This is a genomic window from Microvirga rosea (assembly GCF_020595095.1).
In the GTDB taxonomy this organism is placed as follows: domain Bacteria; phylum Pseudomonadota; class Alphaproteobacteria; order Rhizobiales; family Beijerinckiaceae; genus Microvirga; species Microvirga rosea.
The window spans coordinates 62,046-80,653 of the sequence record NZ_JAJDOP010000006.1 but is presented as its reverse complement, the minus strand read 5'-3'; the positions used below and the strand labels follow the sequence as shown (position 1 = coordinate 80,653).

Below are 18,608 nucleotides of genomic sequence, written 5' to 3'. Positions count from 1 at the left end.
GTGGGAAAAAGTGCCTTTTTGCTTTGAATTTCCCGCCGATCCCAATCCCCCCTTACGGGATCATGACCTAAAGGAAGGCAAGGCGGTTCCTGGTATTCGTCGTCTGGGAGGATCAACATGTGCAGCTCCAAGCGCGTCTTTCGGACCGCAAGGCCCGGTGGCAAGGTGCGCGCTCGCGGGCTCTGGGGGACCGCGATCGTCACTCTGCTCCCAGCATCCGTGTCTCTCTTTTGTGCGACGGCCCAGGCACAGACCTGGACGGGGGCAGCAGACAACAGCTACGCAAACGCATTAAACTGGGCTCCTGCGGTCGTTCCCAATGGGGCCGGAGCGACGGCGACCTTCGCGGACGGCCCCTCCGCGTTATCAATCAATCTCGGTCAGACGTTCAACGTCTCCGGCTTCGACTTCAATGCGAACACCTCCGCGTACACCATTAATATTCAAGGCCCGTCAGGATTTTTGACGGTCGGCGGGACAGGTTTCATCAACGCTGTTCCCACCCTGCCGCAGATGGTCAGGGTCGGCCCTGGCGCCGGCCTCTCGTTCGAGGGCACCGCAACGATTCAGGACGTGATCGTCCAGGTGGACCCGTCCGGCACGTTCATGATCACCGACGATGCCTCTGGCGGAAATGCGCGGATGATCGTGAATGGAACCGCCATCATCGCACCAGGCCCGGGCAATCCGACGTTCGGATCCCTTGAAGGCTCCGGTTCAGTGCAGATTGGAGCCGGCGCAACACTGATCACCGGAATGAACGACAGGAGTTCGACATTCGCCGGCTCATTTTCCGGCGATGGATCCCTGGAAGTCGCCGGAGACGGCATATTCACCGTGACCGGGGCAAGTTCCCTCGGTGGAGACCTGACGGTCTGCTGCTCGCATCTCGTGGTGAATGGAAGCTTCAATGTCGGCGGCGATGCGATCGTCAACGGCGGAAGCCTCACGGTTTCCACAGGCGGCTGGCTCAATGTGAGCGGAGCAGCCGGAACCATGGATGGAGACATCATCGTCAAGAGCGGCGGGCGGCTCGATGCGAGTGCCTTCGGCATGGTCCTGGGCGGCGACTTTACGGTGGCCGACGCCGGATCCGTTGCGCGCTCGGGCGTGGCATCGTTTGCATCTCTTTTGACGCCGGGAAACCTGACTGTGTCCAACGGAGGGCGGCTTGAGACGCTGGGGGACGCAGAGATCGGCATCAACGTCACGGCGAACGTCGATGGAGCTGGTTCCCTGTGGAGTGTCGGACAAACCCTCTATGTCGGGGACGATAGCGTTGGCCCTGGTTTTCTGTCCCTCACGAATGGCGGACGCTTATCCGCCGGAGCGGTGTCGATTGCAGAGGACAGCACGCTGCAGATCGGCTCCGGCTCATCCGCAGGCGTGTTGTCAACCACGTCAGTGACGAGTGCGGGCGCCCTCATCTTCAACCATTCAGACAACATCATCTTCGGAGCATCGGTCTCCGGCTCCGGAACACTGTCGAAACAAGGTGCCGGGAGTCTGACCCTAACAGGTGCGAGCATCTATACGGGCGGAACGCAAATCCAAGGGGGGACACTTCGTATCGACGGATCTCTCGCCTCGTCCGTGACCGTCGGTTCAGGGGCAACCCTGGCGGGCTCGGGGACAATTGGCGGCATGACCGCCCTGTCGGGCGGCTCAGTCGCTCCCGGTAATGTGAATGATCCCCTCAATGTCCGTGGCGACGTGCTCTTCTATGCAGGCTCCGCCTTCGTGGTTGCGGCAACCCCGGCCGGTCAATCCGACAGGATCGATGCGGATGGCAAGGCGACGTTGCAGGGTGGAACCGTGCAGGTTCGTGCCGGCCAAGGCACGTACAATCCTTCCACGACTTATACCATTCTGACGTCCAAAGGAGGTCTCAGCGGCCGCTTTTCTGGTGTGACATCCAACCTTGCCTTTCTGACGCCTTCACTCACCTACGGTGCCAACAGCGTCACGATGACTCTGACGCGGGCCAGTTCGCCGATCATTCCTGTCGACCCTCTGCCATTCCACTCGGTCGCGCTTACGAGGAACCAGTATGTCACTGCGGATGCCATCGACGCGTTGGGAAAAGGCAACCCGGTCTTCAACGCAGTGCTCAGCCAGACCGTGTCGGGAGCCAGGCAGGCATTTGATGCTCTTTCAGGGGAAATGCATGCATCCGCCGTCACATCTGCGTACCAGGATGCCGATCTCCTGCAGGGCGCCGTTCTCGGTCGTCTGAATCGCTCCCCCCAATCGAGCCTCGTCGGTAACGGCCCTCGTGTTCTGGCCGATTATGCTGCGGACCGGCCGGGAGCTGTGCCACAAGTCATGACCCTGCCTGCCTTCGACCAGCGTAGGTTTGCCTTTTGGGGAGAGGGTTTTGGCGCGTGGGGCAAGACTCGCTCGGACGGTGACGCCGCAAGCATCGACCGGTCGACTGGCGGATTTATTCTCGGAGCGGAGACAAAGTTCAACCCCGCTTACCTGCTCGGTGCCGCTGCTGGCTATATCCGCACAAAAGCCGACGCCGCTTCCAGGTATTCGTCGGAGACGAATGAGAGCATTTTTGGCACTCTTTACGGTTCTGCGACCTGGGGCCCGCTCGCGCTACGTCTCGGCACGTCTTATGCCAGACATGATTTCGACACCACACGACACATATTCTTTCCGCTGTTCTCCGACACAACGACAGCCTCCTACGGAGGATCGACGTTCCAGACCTTCGGTGAAGCCGGGTATCGCTTAGGTTGGGGCTGGGGCCACGTGGAGCCTTTTGTAGGCGCGTCCATCCTTCGCCTTCACACCGCCAGTTACCAAGAGAACGGAGGAGCAGCAGCCCTGACCGGGTACGGCTCGTCCTATAATCTTGGGACGACCACGCTCGGCATCAGAGCGGAAGCCCAGTTCGGTGACGACAATGCGGTGACCTTGCGTGGAATGGTGGGCTGGCGCCGCGCTTATGGCGACATCAGGCCAACGGCCCTGATGGCTTTTGCCGGCGGAGCGTCCGCCTTCACGATTTCCGGCGTTCCTCTCGACCAAGACACTCTCGTAGGAGAAGCTGGCATCGACTGGCAGGCGACCCAGTCACTTAGCCTGGGGGCATCGTATACGGGTCAGATCGGAGCACGTTCGCAGGAACACGCACTTAAGGGAAACCTCACCTTGCGTTTTTGAAAAGCAGAACTCACGCCATGGTCGGCGTGAGTTCTTTCATTGTCATGCAAGAATAATCCAAGCCCGTCAGCCAAGGACGCATATAGCGTGTGGCGAAGCGCACCATCCGAGGCTGCGACAAAGGAATTGTAAAAACGAAGTTCTCCAACCCATCGACGTTTTTTTGACGCCGCGCGACTTCGAGCCAAAGCGGCAGGATGCGCGCTTTTCCCTGGATCGATGGGTCGATGAAAGAACATGTCCAACGCAGCGTAGAAGCATCCAAGCGGTGCGTCAGGACCCAGCCTGCGACGGGCGCATGATCGTCGGCACCTGCCACGAGTGCTATGCTGGTGCCGATGTCGCTCCCATTTTCGAAGCTAAACGGGTCGAGCTCATCTGGGATCCATTTTTCGATTCCGGCAGCAATCGTGCTCCGCTGGACCGATGTTAATGCGCTCCAGGAGATTACGCGATGCTGATCCGGGAGCTTCGCGCGAACAAGCCAAGGGGTCTCGAAGGCTTGTCTCAAGGTGCTGCGGCATATGAGCTTCACAATAACCGGTCTATTCCAGCCCCGGCTCATGAGGAAGCGAACCGGCCCTTGCTCCTCGGGGTTGACCGTCAGAAAGTGCACGCCCTTTCGAAAGCCTTTTTCCAGGAATGTTTGTTCAAGCCGCAATAACAACGATGAACCGATGCCCTGCCTCCGGCAAAAATCCACGACATAGACCGAGAGGACTTCGCATTCCGATCGCGGCCCGGCAACTCCGATTGCCAGACCAATCGCATCACTGCCGATGAAAGCCGCAACTGCGTAAAACTGAGACGGATAACGCTCCCGCACGATGTCGTAGACGGCGGGAAACGTCAGATGCCGGATTGCCGCGAGATTCTCCAAGGAGATTGGAGCAATCCGCACACCATCGAAGCTCATGGCCTCAAACTGCTAAGGATGCCGTTTGCCTGTCTGGTATGACCTGCGGGACTTCGCCGACGTCGGGCTCTTCGATGAGGCCGGCCTGGAAGAGCTTCTCGAGCAGATCCGCCACGACCAGGACACTGACCCCGTCCTCGACAAGACGTTCGATCACGTCGGCCACGCTCAGGTTGCCCTGGGCAAGGAGTGCTCCGGCCGTTTCCCCGCAAATCGCGTTCTGGATGGTATGCTCGGTGGACCGGGAATGGAGCTTGAACCTGCCCTCCATGGGCTCAAAGCGAAGATCCTGCCGGAAACGGGCCGGCCAGCTCCCTGGAAGGCTCTCGGCCATGTGTTCGTCGATCAGGCTTTCCAGGCACTGCCGGAACTCTTCACCCGTCGAGAAATGTCGTTCTCCGAAGACGCGATACCCGAGCGGCCACCTTTCGCTGCCCGGCACCGGGGTGACGAGCTGAACGGTCTTCTTCATCATGTTGACGAGGAAGCCGGATACGCAGGCAATCGTCGTATGATCGCGGGATAGTTCCGAAATCTTGTCGGGCTTTCCGGCGGCACGGAGCTTCGCCTGACGCTCGCGGGCGCGTCCTGCATCCGCCTTGGCGGTCAGAGACTCCCGATTCTGCATCACCAGCTCGACACCCATGAGTTCCTCAGGCGTGAAAGCCGCATGGATCTTTTCAAGATGTTTCACAGTCAGGACCGAAAATCGGTTTGTGACCGTCCGATATTTGTCGAAGAGCGCGAGGATGCGGCGCGTCAGGTCCGGATCCTTCAATGGCGCTGCCGTCGTTGTCTGCGGAAGCGCACCGGTGATGTGGTAATAATCCGCAATGAACCGATCATAATCGGGATTATCGCAAGGATCCGTCGCCCAATAGCAAAAGCCCGTTCGCGCGGCCGATCCAAACATACCGTCAACCGCCCGGAGCATATCCTGCCATAGGCTGGCGTTCTCCTCGGTGTAAGGGAAATATCCGCGGAAGCGCTCAGCCGACAGACCGCAGAACCAGCATCCCACCGTGCACCCTTCGCTCAATTCAAAAGCAACGATCGGATGAGTGATCGAAGGTCCTGAGCCGCCGAGTTCGCTCATGGAGCGGCGGATCTGCCGCTCGCGCCAAGCATGGAAACGAGGGTGAATGTCCTCCATGCTCCCCTCATCGCGAAGCAAGTCACGATGGCGGAACATATCTTTCATGTACTCGTCCCATGCGACTGCAAGCGGCCATTGCGCCTCCTCGTCGGTGAAACGGTAGCGGAGGTATCGCCGGTGATACAGCGGCAGCATTTCATTCGGATCGACGCCGATCCCGTAACGCTTCGCCACGCTTTTGGGATCATCCGGATTGTCGGCGAGAGCCTGGCGAAAGCCGGGATCCGCGACCAAGCGCTCCATAAAGCGCTTGATATGGGCAAGCGTCCGTATCTGTTCCGGGGTCCGGCGCTCGAAGATGTTGCGATAGTGCTTTGTGGCTTCCGTTATATTCATCTCACATCTCGCTTCACGCACGCAGCGCCATGGACCCTGCAGCCCAACAATCGCGCGGCTCAATGAGCGCGCATTCATAAAGTTCTATCAACAGGCGGTGGACGTCAAAGAAATTGGCGCCTGATACGACAAGCGCCTCGATGACGTCCTGGGTTGTTCGGGGAGTGCCTACCAACAGATCGACCAGCTCCGCTAGGAATGGAACTTTGCCGACCGTATGAACGGACGCCTGATTCTCGAGCCGCAACCCGCTCTCGTCCATTGTAACCCTCAGATCGGGGCGAAAGCCGATGAGCGCCTCCCCTTTCAGATCTTCGGGCATATGTAGCGCTAGGACCTCATCAAGCAGCTTTGCGAAGTCTGCGGCGTCCGAGAACGTCTTGTCGACGAAGGTCCTGTAGCCCTCTGGACATTCCGCGCTCGCACGGGTCGGCGCGATGAGCCGCAGCCTCTGCTCCGGCACATTGATCAGAAAGCCGGACACGCACGCGATCGTCGTCGCAACGCTGCTGAGACCGAGGTCGCGCTCCGGCTGGGACGTCCCACGGGCGAGGGCCCGGCCGGCTCTCGCCTTTGGCATCAATGAACCGCGCATTTGCGGAACGAGCTCGACGAGCAGGAGCTCCAGAGGCGTAAAGGCCTCGAAGATTTGGTGGAGCTGCCGGGTCGTCAGAACCGAAAACCGGTTCAGCACCGGCCCTTCCCTTTCGGAAAGCGCCAGAATTCTGCGGGTCAGATCGATATTCCGCAAAGGAGTGGCTGTCGTCGTTTGCGATACCCATCCCGTAATACGCTGGTGGTCCGCAAGGAAGTGATCGTAATCGGGCGTATCGGCGGGATCGGTACCCCAGTAGCAGAAGCCCGTCCGCGCCGCTGGTCCGAGCCGGTCCATCATGACGGAGAGAATTTCCCGCCAGAGAGGACCATGGTCCGCATACGCGGCTGTTCCGGAAAAGGAATCTGCGGAGATGCCGCAGAACCAGCATCCTACCGAACATCCCCGTGCCAACTCGTAAGCCACGACGGGATGCGTGATCGCCAAATGCATGGGCCCGAGCTCGCTCGCAGTGCGGGCCTCCTGCCGCCGACGCCAGGCCGTGAAACCGGGATGAGTGCCGTACCGCGACGGATAAGCCGTCATCAGATCACGATAACAGACGAGATCCTCGTGCCAGTTTTTCCAAAGCTGCACTTCCGGCCACGCGGCAAGGGCAGCCGAGTTCCAAACCGTATGACCGAGTTCCTGATCCCAGAGCGGGCGGTAGCGCTCAAAATCGTCTGCGTCCGAAAGCGTCCCGGAGCGCAGTGCCGTACGAAACGCTCCGTCGCCAATCAGACGTTCACGAAACCGCTTAGTCTCGGCAATGACCGACCGCTCTTGCGACGTTCGGCGCTCGATCGCTCGCGCAAGAAACGCCTGAGGATCTTGCAAAGCCGGCAGGCTGCCGTCAAACCGCCGCGCCTCGGAGAGGCGATCGAGCATGTCGGTCAAGGGATGGCGATCAGGTCAGAACGGCCGCAACGACGGCCACAACCTCAGCCGCGGCGGCAACGTCGACAGCGCCCTCTGCGACCTGCACGGCCGTGGTCGCGACCTCAGCGGCCTCGACGGCGCTGCTCGCCACATAGGCCGTCTGAGCAACCTTGGTGCTGGTCGCGACGCTCGAGTGATGCTTCTTTCCGCCGGCGATTGCATCGAGCTGCTGGTCGGTCAGCTCCTGAGGGCTCCGCGACTGAATATATTTCTTCGCTTCGTCGAGCGTAAAATTATAACCATGTTGCTTGGCAATGGAGACAACCGAAGCGAGGCCGGTCGCATGCTGCTTTACTTCGGCGAGCAGCGCCTTATTGCCCACAAGATCGTTTGCGAAACGCTCAGCATCTTCGACTGCCATAGGCCACCTCTTCGGGGATATACTCTGATAGGGGTTTCAAAGTGTGGGGTATATCCCTGGAAGGCGCAGAAACCTTGCGGAATATATTGAAGGCAAGGTAAGCTGAACGTATTGAGGCCGTCAAGCATCTTGAAATGTTCTTAACGGTACTTGATGAGCTTTAAGTAATCTGCCGCAACAGGAGATGGAGCGGGTGACGGCATCCACCACTGACCGCATAGACCCACGGGTGGATGTCTGCCTCGTGAATATGCCTCTTTCCGGGGTCGAGCGGCCATCGATTGCCCTCGGGCTTCTCAAATCTATTCTGGCCGGAGCCGGCATCTCCTCAAAAGTTCTATATCCGAGCCTCTGGTTCCTCGAGTACATCGGCATCAAGGGCTATCGAACGCTGGAGAGCATCCGGCCCGAGGAAGCGGTGGTTGACTGGCTCTTCGGCGAAGTCGCTTTTCCGGATTTCCGTCCGGACCATGACCGTTTTCTGTCACGCCTCATAGAGCGCAACCCGCGCCGGGGCCGCAGGGCTCCCGATGCTCGGCAGCTTCTTGCCCTGCGCGGACAGATGACGGATTTCATCGACTGGACGGCCCGGAAGATCCTCGCCCTTGAGCCGCGCATTGTCGGATGCACGTCCACTTTCCAGCAGCACGTGGCCTCCTTGGCTCTTCTGCGTCGGATCCGGGAAATTGCGCCGGACGTTGTGACGATGATCGGAGGAGCCAACTGTGAATCCGTCATGGGTCGCACAACGCATTCCCAGTTTCCCTGGGTAGACTTCGTGGTCTCGGGCGAGGCAGACGGCTTTATTGCCCCACTCGTCGATAACATTCTGGAACAGGGTCGGGACCTCGCACCGGAGGAAATACCCTTTGGCGTATTCGCTCCTGTTCATCGAACATCCGGCTACCCGTCCGCAAGTGGCGGCGATGGTGTTCCGCGAGCAATTACGGACGACATTCGATCGTTACCATTGCCGGATTACGACGATTATTTCGAGGAACTGTCACAATCCCTTTATGCCAGCCAGATCATTCCGGGCCTTCCCATGGAATTCTCGCGGGGATGCTGGTGGGGCGCGAAGAGTCACTGCACGTTCTGTGGACTGAATGGTGGGACGATGTCCTACCGGTCGAAGCCTGCCGAAACCGTTGTCGACGACATGGTCCAACTGTCCGAGCGCTATCAGGTCCGCCGGATCGAGGCGGTCGATAACATTCTCGACATGGGCTATTTCGACAAGGTCATGCCGCGCCTTGCGGATGAAGGTCATGACTTCTCGATCTTCTTCGAGGTCAAGTCCAACATGAAGAAGCGACAGCTGGAAACCCTGGCGGCCGCAGGCGTCCGGTGGATCCAGCCGGGAATCGAAAGCCTGGATTCACGCGTTCTTCGCCTGATGCGCAAGGGTTGCACAGCGTCCCAGAATCTCCAGCTTCTCAAATGGAGCCGCCAGTTGGGGATCCGGGTCAGCTGGAGCCTCCTTTGCGGCTTTCCTGGCGAAGATGACGCCTGGTACGCTGAAATGTCGGAGTGGATCCCACTGATCTCCCATCTTCAGCCGGGAGCCGCCATCACGCTCCGGTTCGACCGGTACAGTCCATACTTCACCAACCCAACGTCCTATAATCTTCAACTGACCCCTTCAGAGCTTTACCGGTACGCATATCCGCTCGGGGATCAGGAACTCCACGACCAGGTGTACTTCTTCGAGAACGACAGCGCCGACGCACCCGGCGACACGTCTCACAGACCCGGTCTTGAATCCGCACGGCAGGCGATTGGAGCGTGGTTCTCCGCATGGACGCGTGGCGGGGCTCTGCCGATGCTGTCGATGATCGACGAAAACAACACCCTCATCGTGGATGACACCCGCGACTGTGCGGTTGAACGTCAGCACCATATCGTTGGGTTGGCACGCACGATCCTGAAGCTTGCTGACGAGGCATTGCCCGAAGCCCAACTTCGTGGGCGGCTGATCGAAATGGGGTGCGACGACGCATCGATCGCCCAATCGGTCGAGGAGCTTCTGACGCGGCGTCTCATGGTTCGTCTCGATGGGCGCCTCGTCGGACTGCCGCTTTGGCGTCCGCATCGTCTGCTTCCGGCGCCCAGCGCTTTCCCAGGAGGCTACTTCATGCCGGGTGAAGATGCGGTCGAGCAGCTTTTGGCCGCCATCTGATGAAGATCGCTCGAGAGACGGTGAGGCTGGAAGAGCCTTTGGGACTCACATCGGGAAATGTGCTTCCCCAGGTGGACCTCGCCTTTGAGACATATGGCACCCTCTCCCCAGACCGGGATAATGCGGTTCTTCTTCTTCATGGCCTTACGGCCGATCAGCACGCCGCCGGCCCGCCGTGGCATCAAGGCGGACGCGCAGGCTGGTGGAGCCAGGCCATCGGCCCTGGCCTGGCGATCGACACGGATCGCTTTTTTGTAATTTGCCCTAATGTGATCGGCAGCTTCGGCGGGAGTACCGGGCCGATGTCGCCCGATCCTACGACGGGGCGCCCTTATGGCATGCGCTTTCCGGTGATCACGATCGCCGATATGGTAGCCGCGCAACGCCAGTTGCTGAACCAGATCGGGATCACACGCCTCTATGCGGTAATCGGCGGTTGCATGGGAGGCTTTCAGGCTCTCGAATGGATGTCGAAATATCCGGACCAGGTCGAGAGCTCAGTGCTCATCAGCGCCACGGCAAGGACAAGCACCCATAATACCGCCCTCTGGAGCGTCTTGCGCGCGGCACTGACCAGCGACCCTGCATGGAACCGCGGGGACTATTATGACGGCCCTCCCCCGAATGCCGGTTTAGGGTTGTTGGCGATGACAGGCGCATTGTTCTGGATGAGCCGCGATACTCTCCAGAGTAAGTTCGGTCTCAGAACCATCGAGGATCGTCCGCTACGCTATACGCTCGAGCCTGAATTCGCCATTGAGGAGTTTCTGGCACGCGTTCACCACAATGCGTCAGCCGGAAATCTCGATGCCAATGCCCTGATTTATCTCACCCGCGCCATAGACTACTTCGATCTATCCCGAGAGTACGGGAGCGTTGCAGCGGCGCTCGGGCGCTTTACCTCTCCACTCCTGCTCGTCAGCTACAGCGCCGATTGGCGCTATCCGCCTCAGGAGATGGACGAAATCCGCGTGGCTCTTGCGCCTCGGGCCGTCCCGGTCCGCCACGAGGTCTTGAACAGCGCCATCGGTCATGGGGCATTTCTCTATGACTTCGCCAGTTTGGAACCGCTTCTGGCAGATTTCCTTAAAAACCGCTCTCAACCTATCCATGGTGGAGATGGTCGATCGACATGATGGGCGCCCCGACCATTGCGGCGCCGATGTCATGCTGCGCAAGGCGTCGGATGCCCGCAAGATCTTGTGCTTTTCGGTGAACGTCGATCTCCACGAGATATTGCGTCGAGTAACCATGAGCGGCATCGAGCAGGGTAATGAGATTTCCGCCGATGCGGGAAGCGGCGCGCTCAGGCGCGACCGTATGGGCCTCTATGGAAATCATCCCGTGGCGGCCGAGAAAAGGCTTCCAATCGGCAAAAAACTCTACGAGATTCGAGAAAAGAAGATCGGGCGCGATCAAATCGCCGCCGGGACGTGTGAACACTGCCTTGGTTTCAGGCGCAGCATAGCGATATTCGGGCACCAGGAATGTCCGATTGTGAATGACGGACTTGTTGACATGCAGGACTCGCATCGGATCGATCTCCAATGCGGTGAGCGCCACAGCAATGTGTCTCGGGTCTCCGATATCGCCAAGAATGGCCCTCACGGGAACTCCGAGTTCCGAGAGACGCTCCTCCGTCGCTCGGCGAGCCACCTCATTGACCTCCACCCCGACAAGAACAAGCGGATGCCGGTCGAGAACCTGTCCTCGCTGGGTTCGCGTCCGTACAGCTTCGAAGAGGCTCCTGAGAACGGTTCCGTCGCCCGATCCGGTATCGACGATCGCAACAGGCTGCTCGCCTGCCGCGCCATCGAACAGGGGAAGCGCCATATCGAAGAAGGGATCGCGGCAGGTCTTTGAGAATACGGCTCCGCTGAACGCGATATCGAGAGAGCGATCCACATGGGTTTCCTCGCCGTTGACGCGCGGCAATTGTTTTCCCGTGTGGAGAAGCGCGGGCACGGAAGCGAAAGTCGGCAGGTAGCAGATGGGATATGCATACTGGACTGCAAAATTGAGGGCGGCCCGTCCCGTCTCGGTAACGTGGGCATTCCCGTTCGCATCAAAGGCGATCCACCCAACAGCCTCCTGGATCTTCAGAGCGGCCTTTTCCGCAGCATCCGCCGGACGGTAAGGATCGTCCTTGAATTTCTGTAGGATTCCCCGGCGATCAAGTCCAAACCATGCAACGGCCGCAAGAGGGCCCAAGGCCTGCTGGCGCCATCGCTCAGACAGGCCGCCATCTTTCAAGAACGCAAGATCAATCCCACCCGCCGGCTCATTTCCGCCACCTGCAATCAGCGCCTCCAGAAGCGCCGTGGCCTGTCCGATGCGCGCCCGCATGCCGAGAAACGAACGGGGATGCTCAAGAGCATCCTTCCCGGTCCCTGAAAGATGAAAAATTCCGCCGCCATATTCTACAAGGGCCTGAGATTGGAGCAGCTTCCCGGCAAGTGCGGCGAAGCCGGAGGAAAGGCCAAAATGTCGAGACATTTCCTGGGCCGACATCGGCGTCTGCCTCAGACGCTCAAGGACGCCGGCCTCGTAGAGGGTTTCCAGCGTCGTCCCCAAGGCGATGCCATCGCAATGATGACATAAGGTCGACCAGGCCGAGGAGAGCGCCGACGTCATTCGACCTGACGCTCCACGAGCCGCGCGAAAAGGCCATTCTTCTCCAAGAGCTCCGTGTAGGTCCCCGCCTCGACGATACGTCCCGCGTCGAGAACGACGATCTTATCCGCATCGATGATCGTCGAGAGGCGGTGGGCTATGATGATCTGGGTACAGTCGAGGGCCTTCAGATTCTGGGTCACCTTCATTTGAACCACGTTATCAAGAGCGCTCGTGGCTTCGTCGAAGATCAGGACACGGGGCTTGCGGATGATGGCGCGGGCGATCATCAGGCGCTGCCGTTGGCCGCGGGAAATCTCGGACGAGCTGTCCCCGATCACGGTCCTCAGGCCCATCGGCCAAGCCTTGATATCGTCCTCGAGTCCCGCCGCGCGTAGAGCCGCCAATACCTCTTCGGTCGAGAACGGCAAACCTGCCGCGACATTGTCGTAGATGGACGCGCTCAGAAGGCCGCCATCCTGAAGAACGACGCCGAACTGACGCCGCAGATCCCAGCGGTTGATAAAGCGGATATCATTTCCGTCCACCAGAACGGAGCCCGTTTCGGGCGTTTCGAAGCCAAGGAGCAGGCGAACGACGGAAGACTTTCCGGCGCCTGAAGGACCGACGACCGCCGTCACCTTGCCCTTCTCCGCGACAAAGGACAGCTGGCGCAGCACGAGCGGCTCCTCGGGGCCATAGCGGAAGGAAACATCCCGAAACTCGATCTCTCCCTTGATCGGAGCCAAATGCCCATGGCTGATGCGCTGCTCCTCCTCGGCCATGAGGATCGGCCTCACCCGATCGTAGAGGGGCTTCAGCATCACGAGGAGCAGAGTGCCTTTCGTCGAGGAAAAAGCAGATCCCAGGAACTGCCCCAGAGCGACGTTAAAGCTGACGAACTCGGCCGTGCTGAGCGGTGGAGTCGCCGTCGCGTTGGAAACCGCATCGTCCCAGTGAAAGAAGGCGAGCAGGATCCCCATCTGGTATCCGATCACCACGAGCACGATCAGGGGGATCAGATATTCGAACATCGAACGAAAAATCAGCAGGCGATTATTGAGTGTCCGCTGACGCAAGGAAATGTCGATGCTGCGCCGGTAAAGGTCGAGCCATTGCAGGAATGCCCGGCGCTCGGCACCCGCGACCCGCAGCTTTGCAATAGAGCCGAGCATCTGCAGGATCAGGCCCTGAATCCGCCCTCCCATGTCGAGAGTCTGCCGGTTATAGGTCAGAACCTGACGGCCAACCACATAGGTCACGGCCCCGAATATGGCGCAGGCGATAAGCACGATAACGGCAACATGCCAATCGTAATACGCCATGAGCCCGAAGCTGAACACGGCTCCTATGCCGCTGACGAGGAACAGGCTCAGGGACTGACCGACGATCTGACGCATGCCGTTGATGCTGTCGGCGCGGTTTGCGAGATCTCCCGCCGTGTAGTCCCTGAAAAAGGCGGCAGGCAGGTTCAGGAGCCTAATCCACACCGCCGCCTGAACCCGGTTGTCTATTCGCCCCTCCAGACGAACGGTCGCCAGGGATTGAATGACGGTGGTGAGGGCGGCTGAGACGCCTGTCGTGATCAGCAGAAGAATGACCACATAAACCTGATCCCGCTCGGCGCCTGGGATGATCGGATTCATGAGCCAGCCGATGGCAAGCGGCGTGACGAGAGACAGAAGTCCTCCCACGATCATGCATGCGATGATGTTGCGAGCGTCGAGATGCCCGCCGCCGAGTCCGAACCGGAAGATGCGCCACGGCGTCAGCGCCCCCGACGGCAGCGGTGGATAAAACGCATAGGCGCTCGGATCGATCGTCTCGGCGACTTTGGCATCCACGAGCCTTCGGGCATTGCCGGTGCAGATCCAATAGCGGTTCCGCGGCGCCGGAAGCAGCGCGCAAGGGCGCCGCCCCGGATTCTGGAATGCGAGAAGCGGCCCGTGGTCCTGCGTCCACCATGCCTCGTCCAGTTCAATGGTGCGGATTTGCAAACCGTTGTCCTGGGCGAAAATCTGAATCGCCTCGGTTTCGGGCAACGTGTCCATCGCATCCGGCGTGATGACATCCTGTTCAATTTTCAGAGCGCGCACGACGATTCCGGCCGCGTCGGCCAGACTGATCTGCTCGATGCCGGTCCCGCCGGGGACATCGCGGTCGAAGATGCCAGCAACGCTTGCAAGCCCCTTCGTGAAATCGTGCGCGGTCGTGTTCTGTGACTGCCTGATGCGCTGAAGGCGTGTTCGAAGGACAGTCTCACGCGCTGCCGTAGCACTCGCGACAAGGGTTGCATTCAGCCGGTCCAGGGGCCCATCCCACGCGGCTGTCGTTATTTGAGGATCATTCGGCGGTTGGACCATGACGCCGCGCTGAAGAAAACCTTTCATCGCGGCGAGCCAGATGCTCCAGGCTTGAACGAACTTATCTCCGCCCGCCTGCCCGAGGTGCAGCGCATAGAGCGCGCCGCGCGTGGTTTCGACGATCTCCGCTTCCTCGGAGGGCACCGCGAGAATCCGTCCGGGCCCATTCTGCGCCATCACGGCGTCCAGAAGGCCACCGGCCTCGATCTCAGCCAGGAACAGGCGGCCGGCGGCATCCTCCCAAAACAAATCCACGGTCCCGGACAGTACGAGCCAGCAACGTCCGGCTCCGATCAGAGGGAAGGCATCCCTTCCTCCGACGATCTTGCGCTTACCTCCGATACCGAGAGACTTTGCCAGACCTGCAGCCGGTTCCGCCCAACCTTCAGTCAGGATTTCGTCGAGCTTGTCCTGCCCAAGGATGTTGTCAAGGATGCTCATGATGCCGCAATCAGCTCGGCGTATTCGCCATTCGCGGCGACAAGTTCATGATGCGTCCCTCGCTCCGCGATGGCACCGTCCTTGATCACAACGATTTCGTCCGCATCACGGATCGTGCTCAGGCGATGCGCCACGATGATGCACGTCATTCCGCGGCGCCGGATATTGCTGTCGATCAGAGCCTCCGTATAGGTGTCGAGAGCGGCTGTCGCCTCGTCGAGAACGAGGATGGAGGGCTGCCGTGCGAGGGCCCGGGCAATTTCGAGCCGCTGTCGCTGCCCACCGCTGAAATTGCCTCCGCCCTCTAGGACCTTTCCGTCATATCCGCCCGTGCGGCTCATGATCATGTCATGGATGCAGGCATCTTTCGCGGCCTGCACCACCGCCTCCCATGGCGTGACGGGATCCCAGAGCGTCAGGTTCTCGGCAATCGTGCCCTCAAAAAGGTAAATGTCCTGGTCGACCCAGGCGATGGAGGCCGTCAGGACCTCCCTCGGCGTCTTTTCAATCGGCTGAGCATCGAAGAGGACGGAGCCAGCGCTCGGACGGTAGAGGCCCAGGAGGAGGCGAAGCAATGTCGACTTGCCGCTGCCGCTGCGACCAACGATTGCGACTCTCTGCCCAGGCCGGATCCGGATGTTGATGTCCTTCATAAACGGCTCATCGAGGCTGCCGAAGGCGAAAGAGACGTTACGCAGCTCGATATCACCGGTCAGCAGTCTCGTCGCTCCATCCTGCAGGGCTGATGGCTCGGGAGCCGTTGTCAGCATCGGATCGACAGGACTCTTGAGCACGTCGTCGAGACGGCTCATATGGCCGCTTGCCTCCTGGAGCTGGGACGCGAACCCGATGAGCTGCTGAATAGGGCCGACGAAGTATCCAAGGAGCATCTGGAAAGCCACAAGTCCACCGATGCTCATACGTCCGTCGATGATCAGTAGCGCTCCGACTCCAAGAACGAGCGCCGTGGTCACGTGGCTGAGAACTGAAGGAACGGTGCTTAACGCCACCGAGGTTCGCCCCAGCTCCTGCGACGTATTGAGACTGTTTGTCTGGTATCCGGACCAGACCCGAAAGAAATCACTCTCCGTGCCTGCCGCTTTGATGCTGTCGAGGGATCGCAGACCCGCCATCGCCGCGCCCGAGGCCTTGGCGCTGGTATTGAGCAAGGAGGCATTCAGATCGCGCAATCGGCGCTGCATCAGGCGGACCGCGACTGCATTGAGCGCCGTCAGGCCTCCGGCGATCAGAGTGAGCGGCAAACTGTAGAGGCTCATGATGAGCCCATAGCCGACCGCGGTGAAACCGTTGACCACCATGGTGGGGAGCGGGCCCGATAGCAGCAATGCGAGATGGTTGGCCGATTGCATCCGCGATGCCACGTCCCCCGCATACCGCTCCTTGAAGAACATGATCGGGAGGCGCAACATATGCCACATGAACCGCGTTGCGATCGTGATGGCGAATTTCATCTGCAACCGCAGAAGCATCGTTTGCTGCAGCCAGGTCAGTGCGCCGCTCAACAAGGCCGCCAGGATGAAGCCGATCAGGAGCGGGAACAGCCACGAGCGAAATCCCCTGACGAGGATTTCATCGATGAAGACCTTGAGAAACGCGGGCAGCAGAACGCTCGGCAGAACGAGCAGCAGCGTGACCGCGACAATGACCGAGAGAGCCGGGCGTGAGCCGTCGGTCCAGGCATAGAGCGTCGACAGGAGATGACCGCGTCTTCCACCTGGCTTGAATTCGGGGCCGGGCTCCAGACGTAGAACGACGTTGGAAAAGGCCTCCGTAAAGTCCTTTCGGCCGATGCTGCGCCGCCCGAACGCGGGATCGTTGATGAAGACCTTATGAGAATTCGCCCCTTCGACAACGACGAAGTGGTTGGCGTCCCAATAGGCAATGAAGGGCGGTTTCAGTTGGAGAGCCTGTTCGGCGCTGAGCTGCAATCCGCCGCCCTTCATGCCGTATTGCGTGGCGGCCCGCAGAATATTGCCGATCCGAACCCCGTCCCGCGAAACACCGCAGGCCACCCGCAGTTCCTCGAGAGGCACAAACCGCTTGTAATAGCCAAGGATGATGCCGAGAACCGCGGCGCCGCATTCCATCGCCTCCATCTGCAGGACTGTGGGCGTGGAGACACGGTTGCTCTGCTGCAGAAAAGGAAACCCGGAGAGAATTCCGGCCGTCATAGGTCGAGCCAAGTCTGCGCAAGCGGGATGACCAGAGAGATCGGCCGTTCCCGCTGCACCCTGATCATGGCCTGGGCTGTCGTACCCGGAGTAATCTGCACGGGCGGGCCGGAGGATGACGTCCACTTGAGACGGCTCGGTGTGTTGGGATCACTTTCGAGGCTCAGCTGCACCTCGATGGGAGCCCCGCCTGCCATGAGTTGCGATACGAGCGTCTCGTCGCCAATGACATTCATCAGACCCTGGTGTGTCACCGGCAAGGCACTAACGCTTGTGACACGCCCACGAAGAGAGCCGTATATGTCACGCTCGACGGATGTTGGACTGATCTGAGCATCCATGCCGACCAGGACGCGCTTTCCGCCCGAAATCGGAAGATAGGCATGCACGACGAGCGCTTCTTCGCCCGTCTCGACAACCGCCAACTGACTGGAGGAGGAAACGATCGCATTCTGCTGTGTCGAAATCTCCGTCACGAAGCCCTTCGAGGGACTGCGGATCAAGCCGCCGAATTCGAGCTGTACGTCCAGGTCTCGCAGCGAGCCCTGGGCACTCGTCACCTTCATCTGCAGGTCGGCGACATTCCGCGCGACATCGTCTTCAAACTCGATCTGCTGCGTCTGGAGCGACGCCATTCTGTCGTTCATGTCCCGGATCGACGATTGCACTGACGTCATGCGATCAAAGGCCGCCTGGACTTGCGGTCTCGTGGTGTAGCCGCGCTGAAGCTCCTGCTGCAGGCCCGCATAGATATCCTGGAGTTGCGCCAAATTGCTCTGCGCATCCTTCAGGCTCGACTGCATGGACTGGAGCTGCTGCGCAAGATTGGCCTTGCGGCGTGCGATATCCGCCTGGGAGGACGCCTGGTACGTCGCCAGGGCATCCTGCTGCTGCTTGAGCGCTTGAGCCGCCGATTGACGTCTCGCGGCCAACTCATCCTGCTGGATGGTGAACAGCAAGTCGCCCTTCTCCACCTGTTGGCCGACCTTCACATGAATGGTGTTCACCGTTCCGGTGGACGTCGCGGCAATGTCGAACACCACGCCACGCTGCATCAGGATGATGCCCATTCCCTGCGTATAGAAGGAGAGACGGCCGAGGATGCCCCAGCCCAGGATCGTGACGACGCATAACCCCAGGATCGCCAGGGCGATCCAGGTCGAGGGTGACGTCAGATGAAGGGCGCGGTTGAGCTGTTCCGGATCCCGAATAGGCTCTTCCCTCACTCCGAAAGGCGGGGACTTCGTTTCAAGCATTTGCAACCGCGGCAGGTGAAGTATGTGAATAATAAGTGTATTAGCTATAGTGTAAAGATTTCACTTTACTCAATCGCCCAGTATACT

11 protein-coding genes are annotated in these 18,608 nt (G+C 59.8%); 3 read left to right on the top strand and 8 right to left on the bottom strand.

Features of this window, described 5'->3' with window-relative positions; genetic code table 11:
- Nucleotides 1-117: 117 nt before the first annotated feature.
- The gene (locus LJD17_RS16465) at nucleotides 118-3,174 is read left to right on the top strand and encodes an autotransporter outer membrane beta-barrel domain-containing protein (RefSeq protein WP_227385287.1); all 3,057 of its coding nucleotides are present in this window, start codon (nucleotides 118-120) and stop codon (nucleotides 3,172-3,174) included.
- A 10-nt stretch (nucleotides 3,175-3,184) separates the two neighbouring features.
- Here LJD17_RS16465 and LJD17_RS16460 read toward each other — a convergent pair whose 3' ends face one another.
- From LJD17_RS16460 to LJD17_RS16445, 4 genes are read right to left on the bottom strand one after another with little or no spacing between them, the layout of a single operon-like run.
- On the bottom strand, nucleotides 3,185-4,054 hold the full coding sequence (locus LJD17_RS16460) for a GNAT family N-acetyltransferase (protein ID WP_227385286.1): 870 nt from the start codon (nucleotides 4,052-4,054) through the stop codon (nucleotides 3,185-3,187).
- Nucleotides 4,055-4,094: 40 nt separating this feature from the next.
- Entirely contained in the window at nucleotides 4,095-5,582 is a 1,488-nt protein-coding gene (locus tag LJD17_RS16455) for a radical SAM family RiPP maturation amino acid epimerase (protein WP_227385285.1), read from the bottom strand.
- A gap of 13 nt (nucleotides 5,583-5,595) precedes the next feature.
- Nucleotides 5,596-7,065 (bottom strand): radical SAM family RiPP maturation amino acid epimerase, encoded by a 1,470-nt coding sequence (locus LJD17_RS16450; protein WP_227385411.1) that lies wholly within the window; start codon nucleotides 7,063-7,065, stop codon nucleotides 5,596-5,598.
- Nucleotides 7,066-7,084: 19 nt separating this feature from the next.
- Nucleotides 7,085-7,477 (bottom strand): Nif11-like leader peptide family natural product precursor, encoded by a 393-nt coding sequence (locus LJD17_RS16445; RefSeq protein WP_227385284.1) that lies wholly within the window; start codon nucleotides 7,475-7,477, stop codon nucleotides 7,085-7,087.
- A 193-nt stretch (nucleotides 7,478-7,670) separates the two neighbouring features.
- On the opposite strand from LJD17_RS16445, the gene LJD17_RS16440 reads away from it, so the two are divergent.
- Entirely contained in the window at nucleotides 7,671-9,656 is a 1,986-nt protein-coding gene (locus tag LJD17_RS16440) for a RiPP maturation radical SAM C-methyltransferase (RefSeq protein WP_227385283.1), read from the top strand.
- On the top strand, nucleotides 9,656-10,792 hold the full coding sequence (metX, locus tag LJD17_RS16435; RefSeq protein WP_227385282.1) for a homoserine O-acetyltransferase MetX: 1,137 nt from the start codon (nucleotides 9,656-9,658) through the stop codon (nucleotides 10,790-10,792). The genes LJD17_RS16440 and metX overlap by 1 nt, the downstream gene beginning before the upstream one ends.
- Here metX and LJD17_RS16430 read toward each other — a convergent pair.
- From LJD17_RS16430 to LJD17_RS16415, 4 genes are read right to left on the bottom strand one after another with little or no spacing between them, the layout of a single operon-like run.
- Complete coding sequence (locus LJD17_RS16430) at nucleotides 10,761-12,290, bottom strand: AprA-related methyltransferase (RefSeq protein WP_227385281.1); 1,530 nt, start codon at nucleotides 12,288-12,290, stop codon at nucleotides 10,761-10,763. The two genes, metX and LJD17_RS16430, sit on opposite strands and share 32 nt — an antisense overlap.
- Nucleotides 12,287-15,073: an NHLP bacteriocin export ABC transporter permease/ATPase subunit gene (locus LJD17_RS16425; RefSeq protein WP_227385280.1), complete on the bottom strand. Its 2,787-nt coding sequence runs from the start codon at nucleotides 15,071-15,073 to the stop codon at nucleotides 12,287-12,289. The genes LJD17_RS16430 and LJD17_RS16425 overlap by 4 nt, the downstream gene beginning before the upstream one ends.
- Complete coding sequence (locus LJD17_RS16420; protein WP_227385279.1) at nucleotides 15,070-17,265, bottom strand: NHLP family bacteriocin export ABC transporter peptidase/permease/ATPase subunit; 2,196 nt, start codon at nucleotides 17,263-17,265, stop codon at nucleotides 15,070-15,072. Before LJD17_RS16420 ends, LJD17_RS16425 begins: the two co-directional genes overlap by 4 nt.
- Nucleotides 17,262-18,521, bottom strand: coding sequence for an NHLP bacteriocin system secretion protein (locus LJD17_RS16415; RefSeq protein WP_227385278.1), 1,260 nt, complete (start codon nucleotides 18,519-18,521; stop codon nucleotides 17,262-17,264). Before LJD17_RS16415 ends, LJD17_RS16420 begins: the two co-directional genes overlap by 4 nt.
- Nucleotides 18,522-18,608 lie beyond the last annotated feature (87 nt).

What these genes read in the sequence shown, in the direction of transcription:
- LJD17_RS16455 (WP_227385285.1), bottom strand. Translation starts at nt 5,582, where the DNA reads ATGAATATAACGGAAGCCACAAAGCACTATCGCAACATCTTCGAGCGC.
- metX (WP_227385282.1), top strand. Translation starts at nt 9,656, where the DNA reads ATGAAGATCGCTCGAGAGACGGTGAGGCTGGAAGAGCCTTTGGGACTC.
- LJD17_RS16415 (WP_227385278.1), bottom strand. Translation starts at nt 18,521, where the DNA reads ATGCTTGAAACGAAGTCCCCGCCTTTCGGAGTGAGGGAAGAGCCTATT.
- LJD17_RS16425 (WP_227385280.1), bottom strand. Translation starts at nt 15,073, where the DNA reads ATGAGCATCCTTGACAACATCCTTGGGCAGGACAAGCTCGACGAAATC.
- LJD17_RS16465 (WP_227385287.1), top strand. Translation starts at nt 118, where the DNA reads ATGTGCAGCTCCAAGCGCGTCTTTCGGACCGCAAGGCCCGGTGGCAAG.
- LJD17_RS16445 (WP_227385284.1), bottom strand. Translation starts at nt 7,477, where the DNA reads ATGGCAGTCGAAGATGCTGAGCGTTTCGCAAACGATCTTGTGGGCAAT.
- LJD17_RS16420 (WP_227385279.1), bottom strand. Translation starts at nt 17,265, where the DNA reads ATGACGGCCGGAATTCTCTCCGGGTTTCCTTTTCTGCAGCAGAGCAAC.
- LJD17_RS16450 (WP_227385411.1), bottom strand. Translation starts at nt 7,065, where the DNA reads ATGCTCGATCGCCTCTCCGAGGCGCGGCGGTTTGACGGCAGCCTGCCG.
- LJD17_RS16430 (WP_227385281.1), bottom strand. Translation starts at nt 12,290, where the DNA reads ATGACGTCGGCGCTCTCCTCGGCCTGGTCGACCTTATGTCATCATTGC.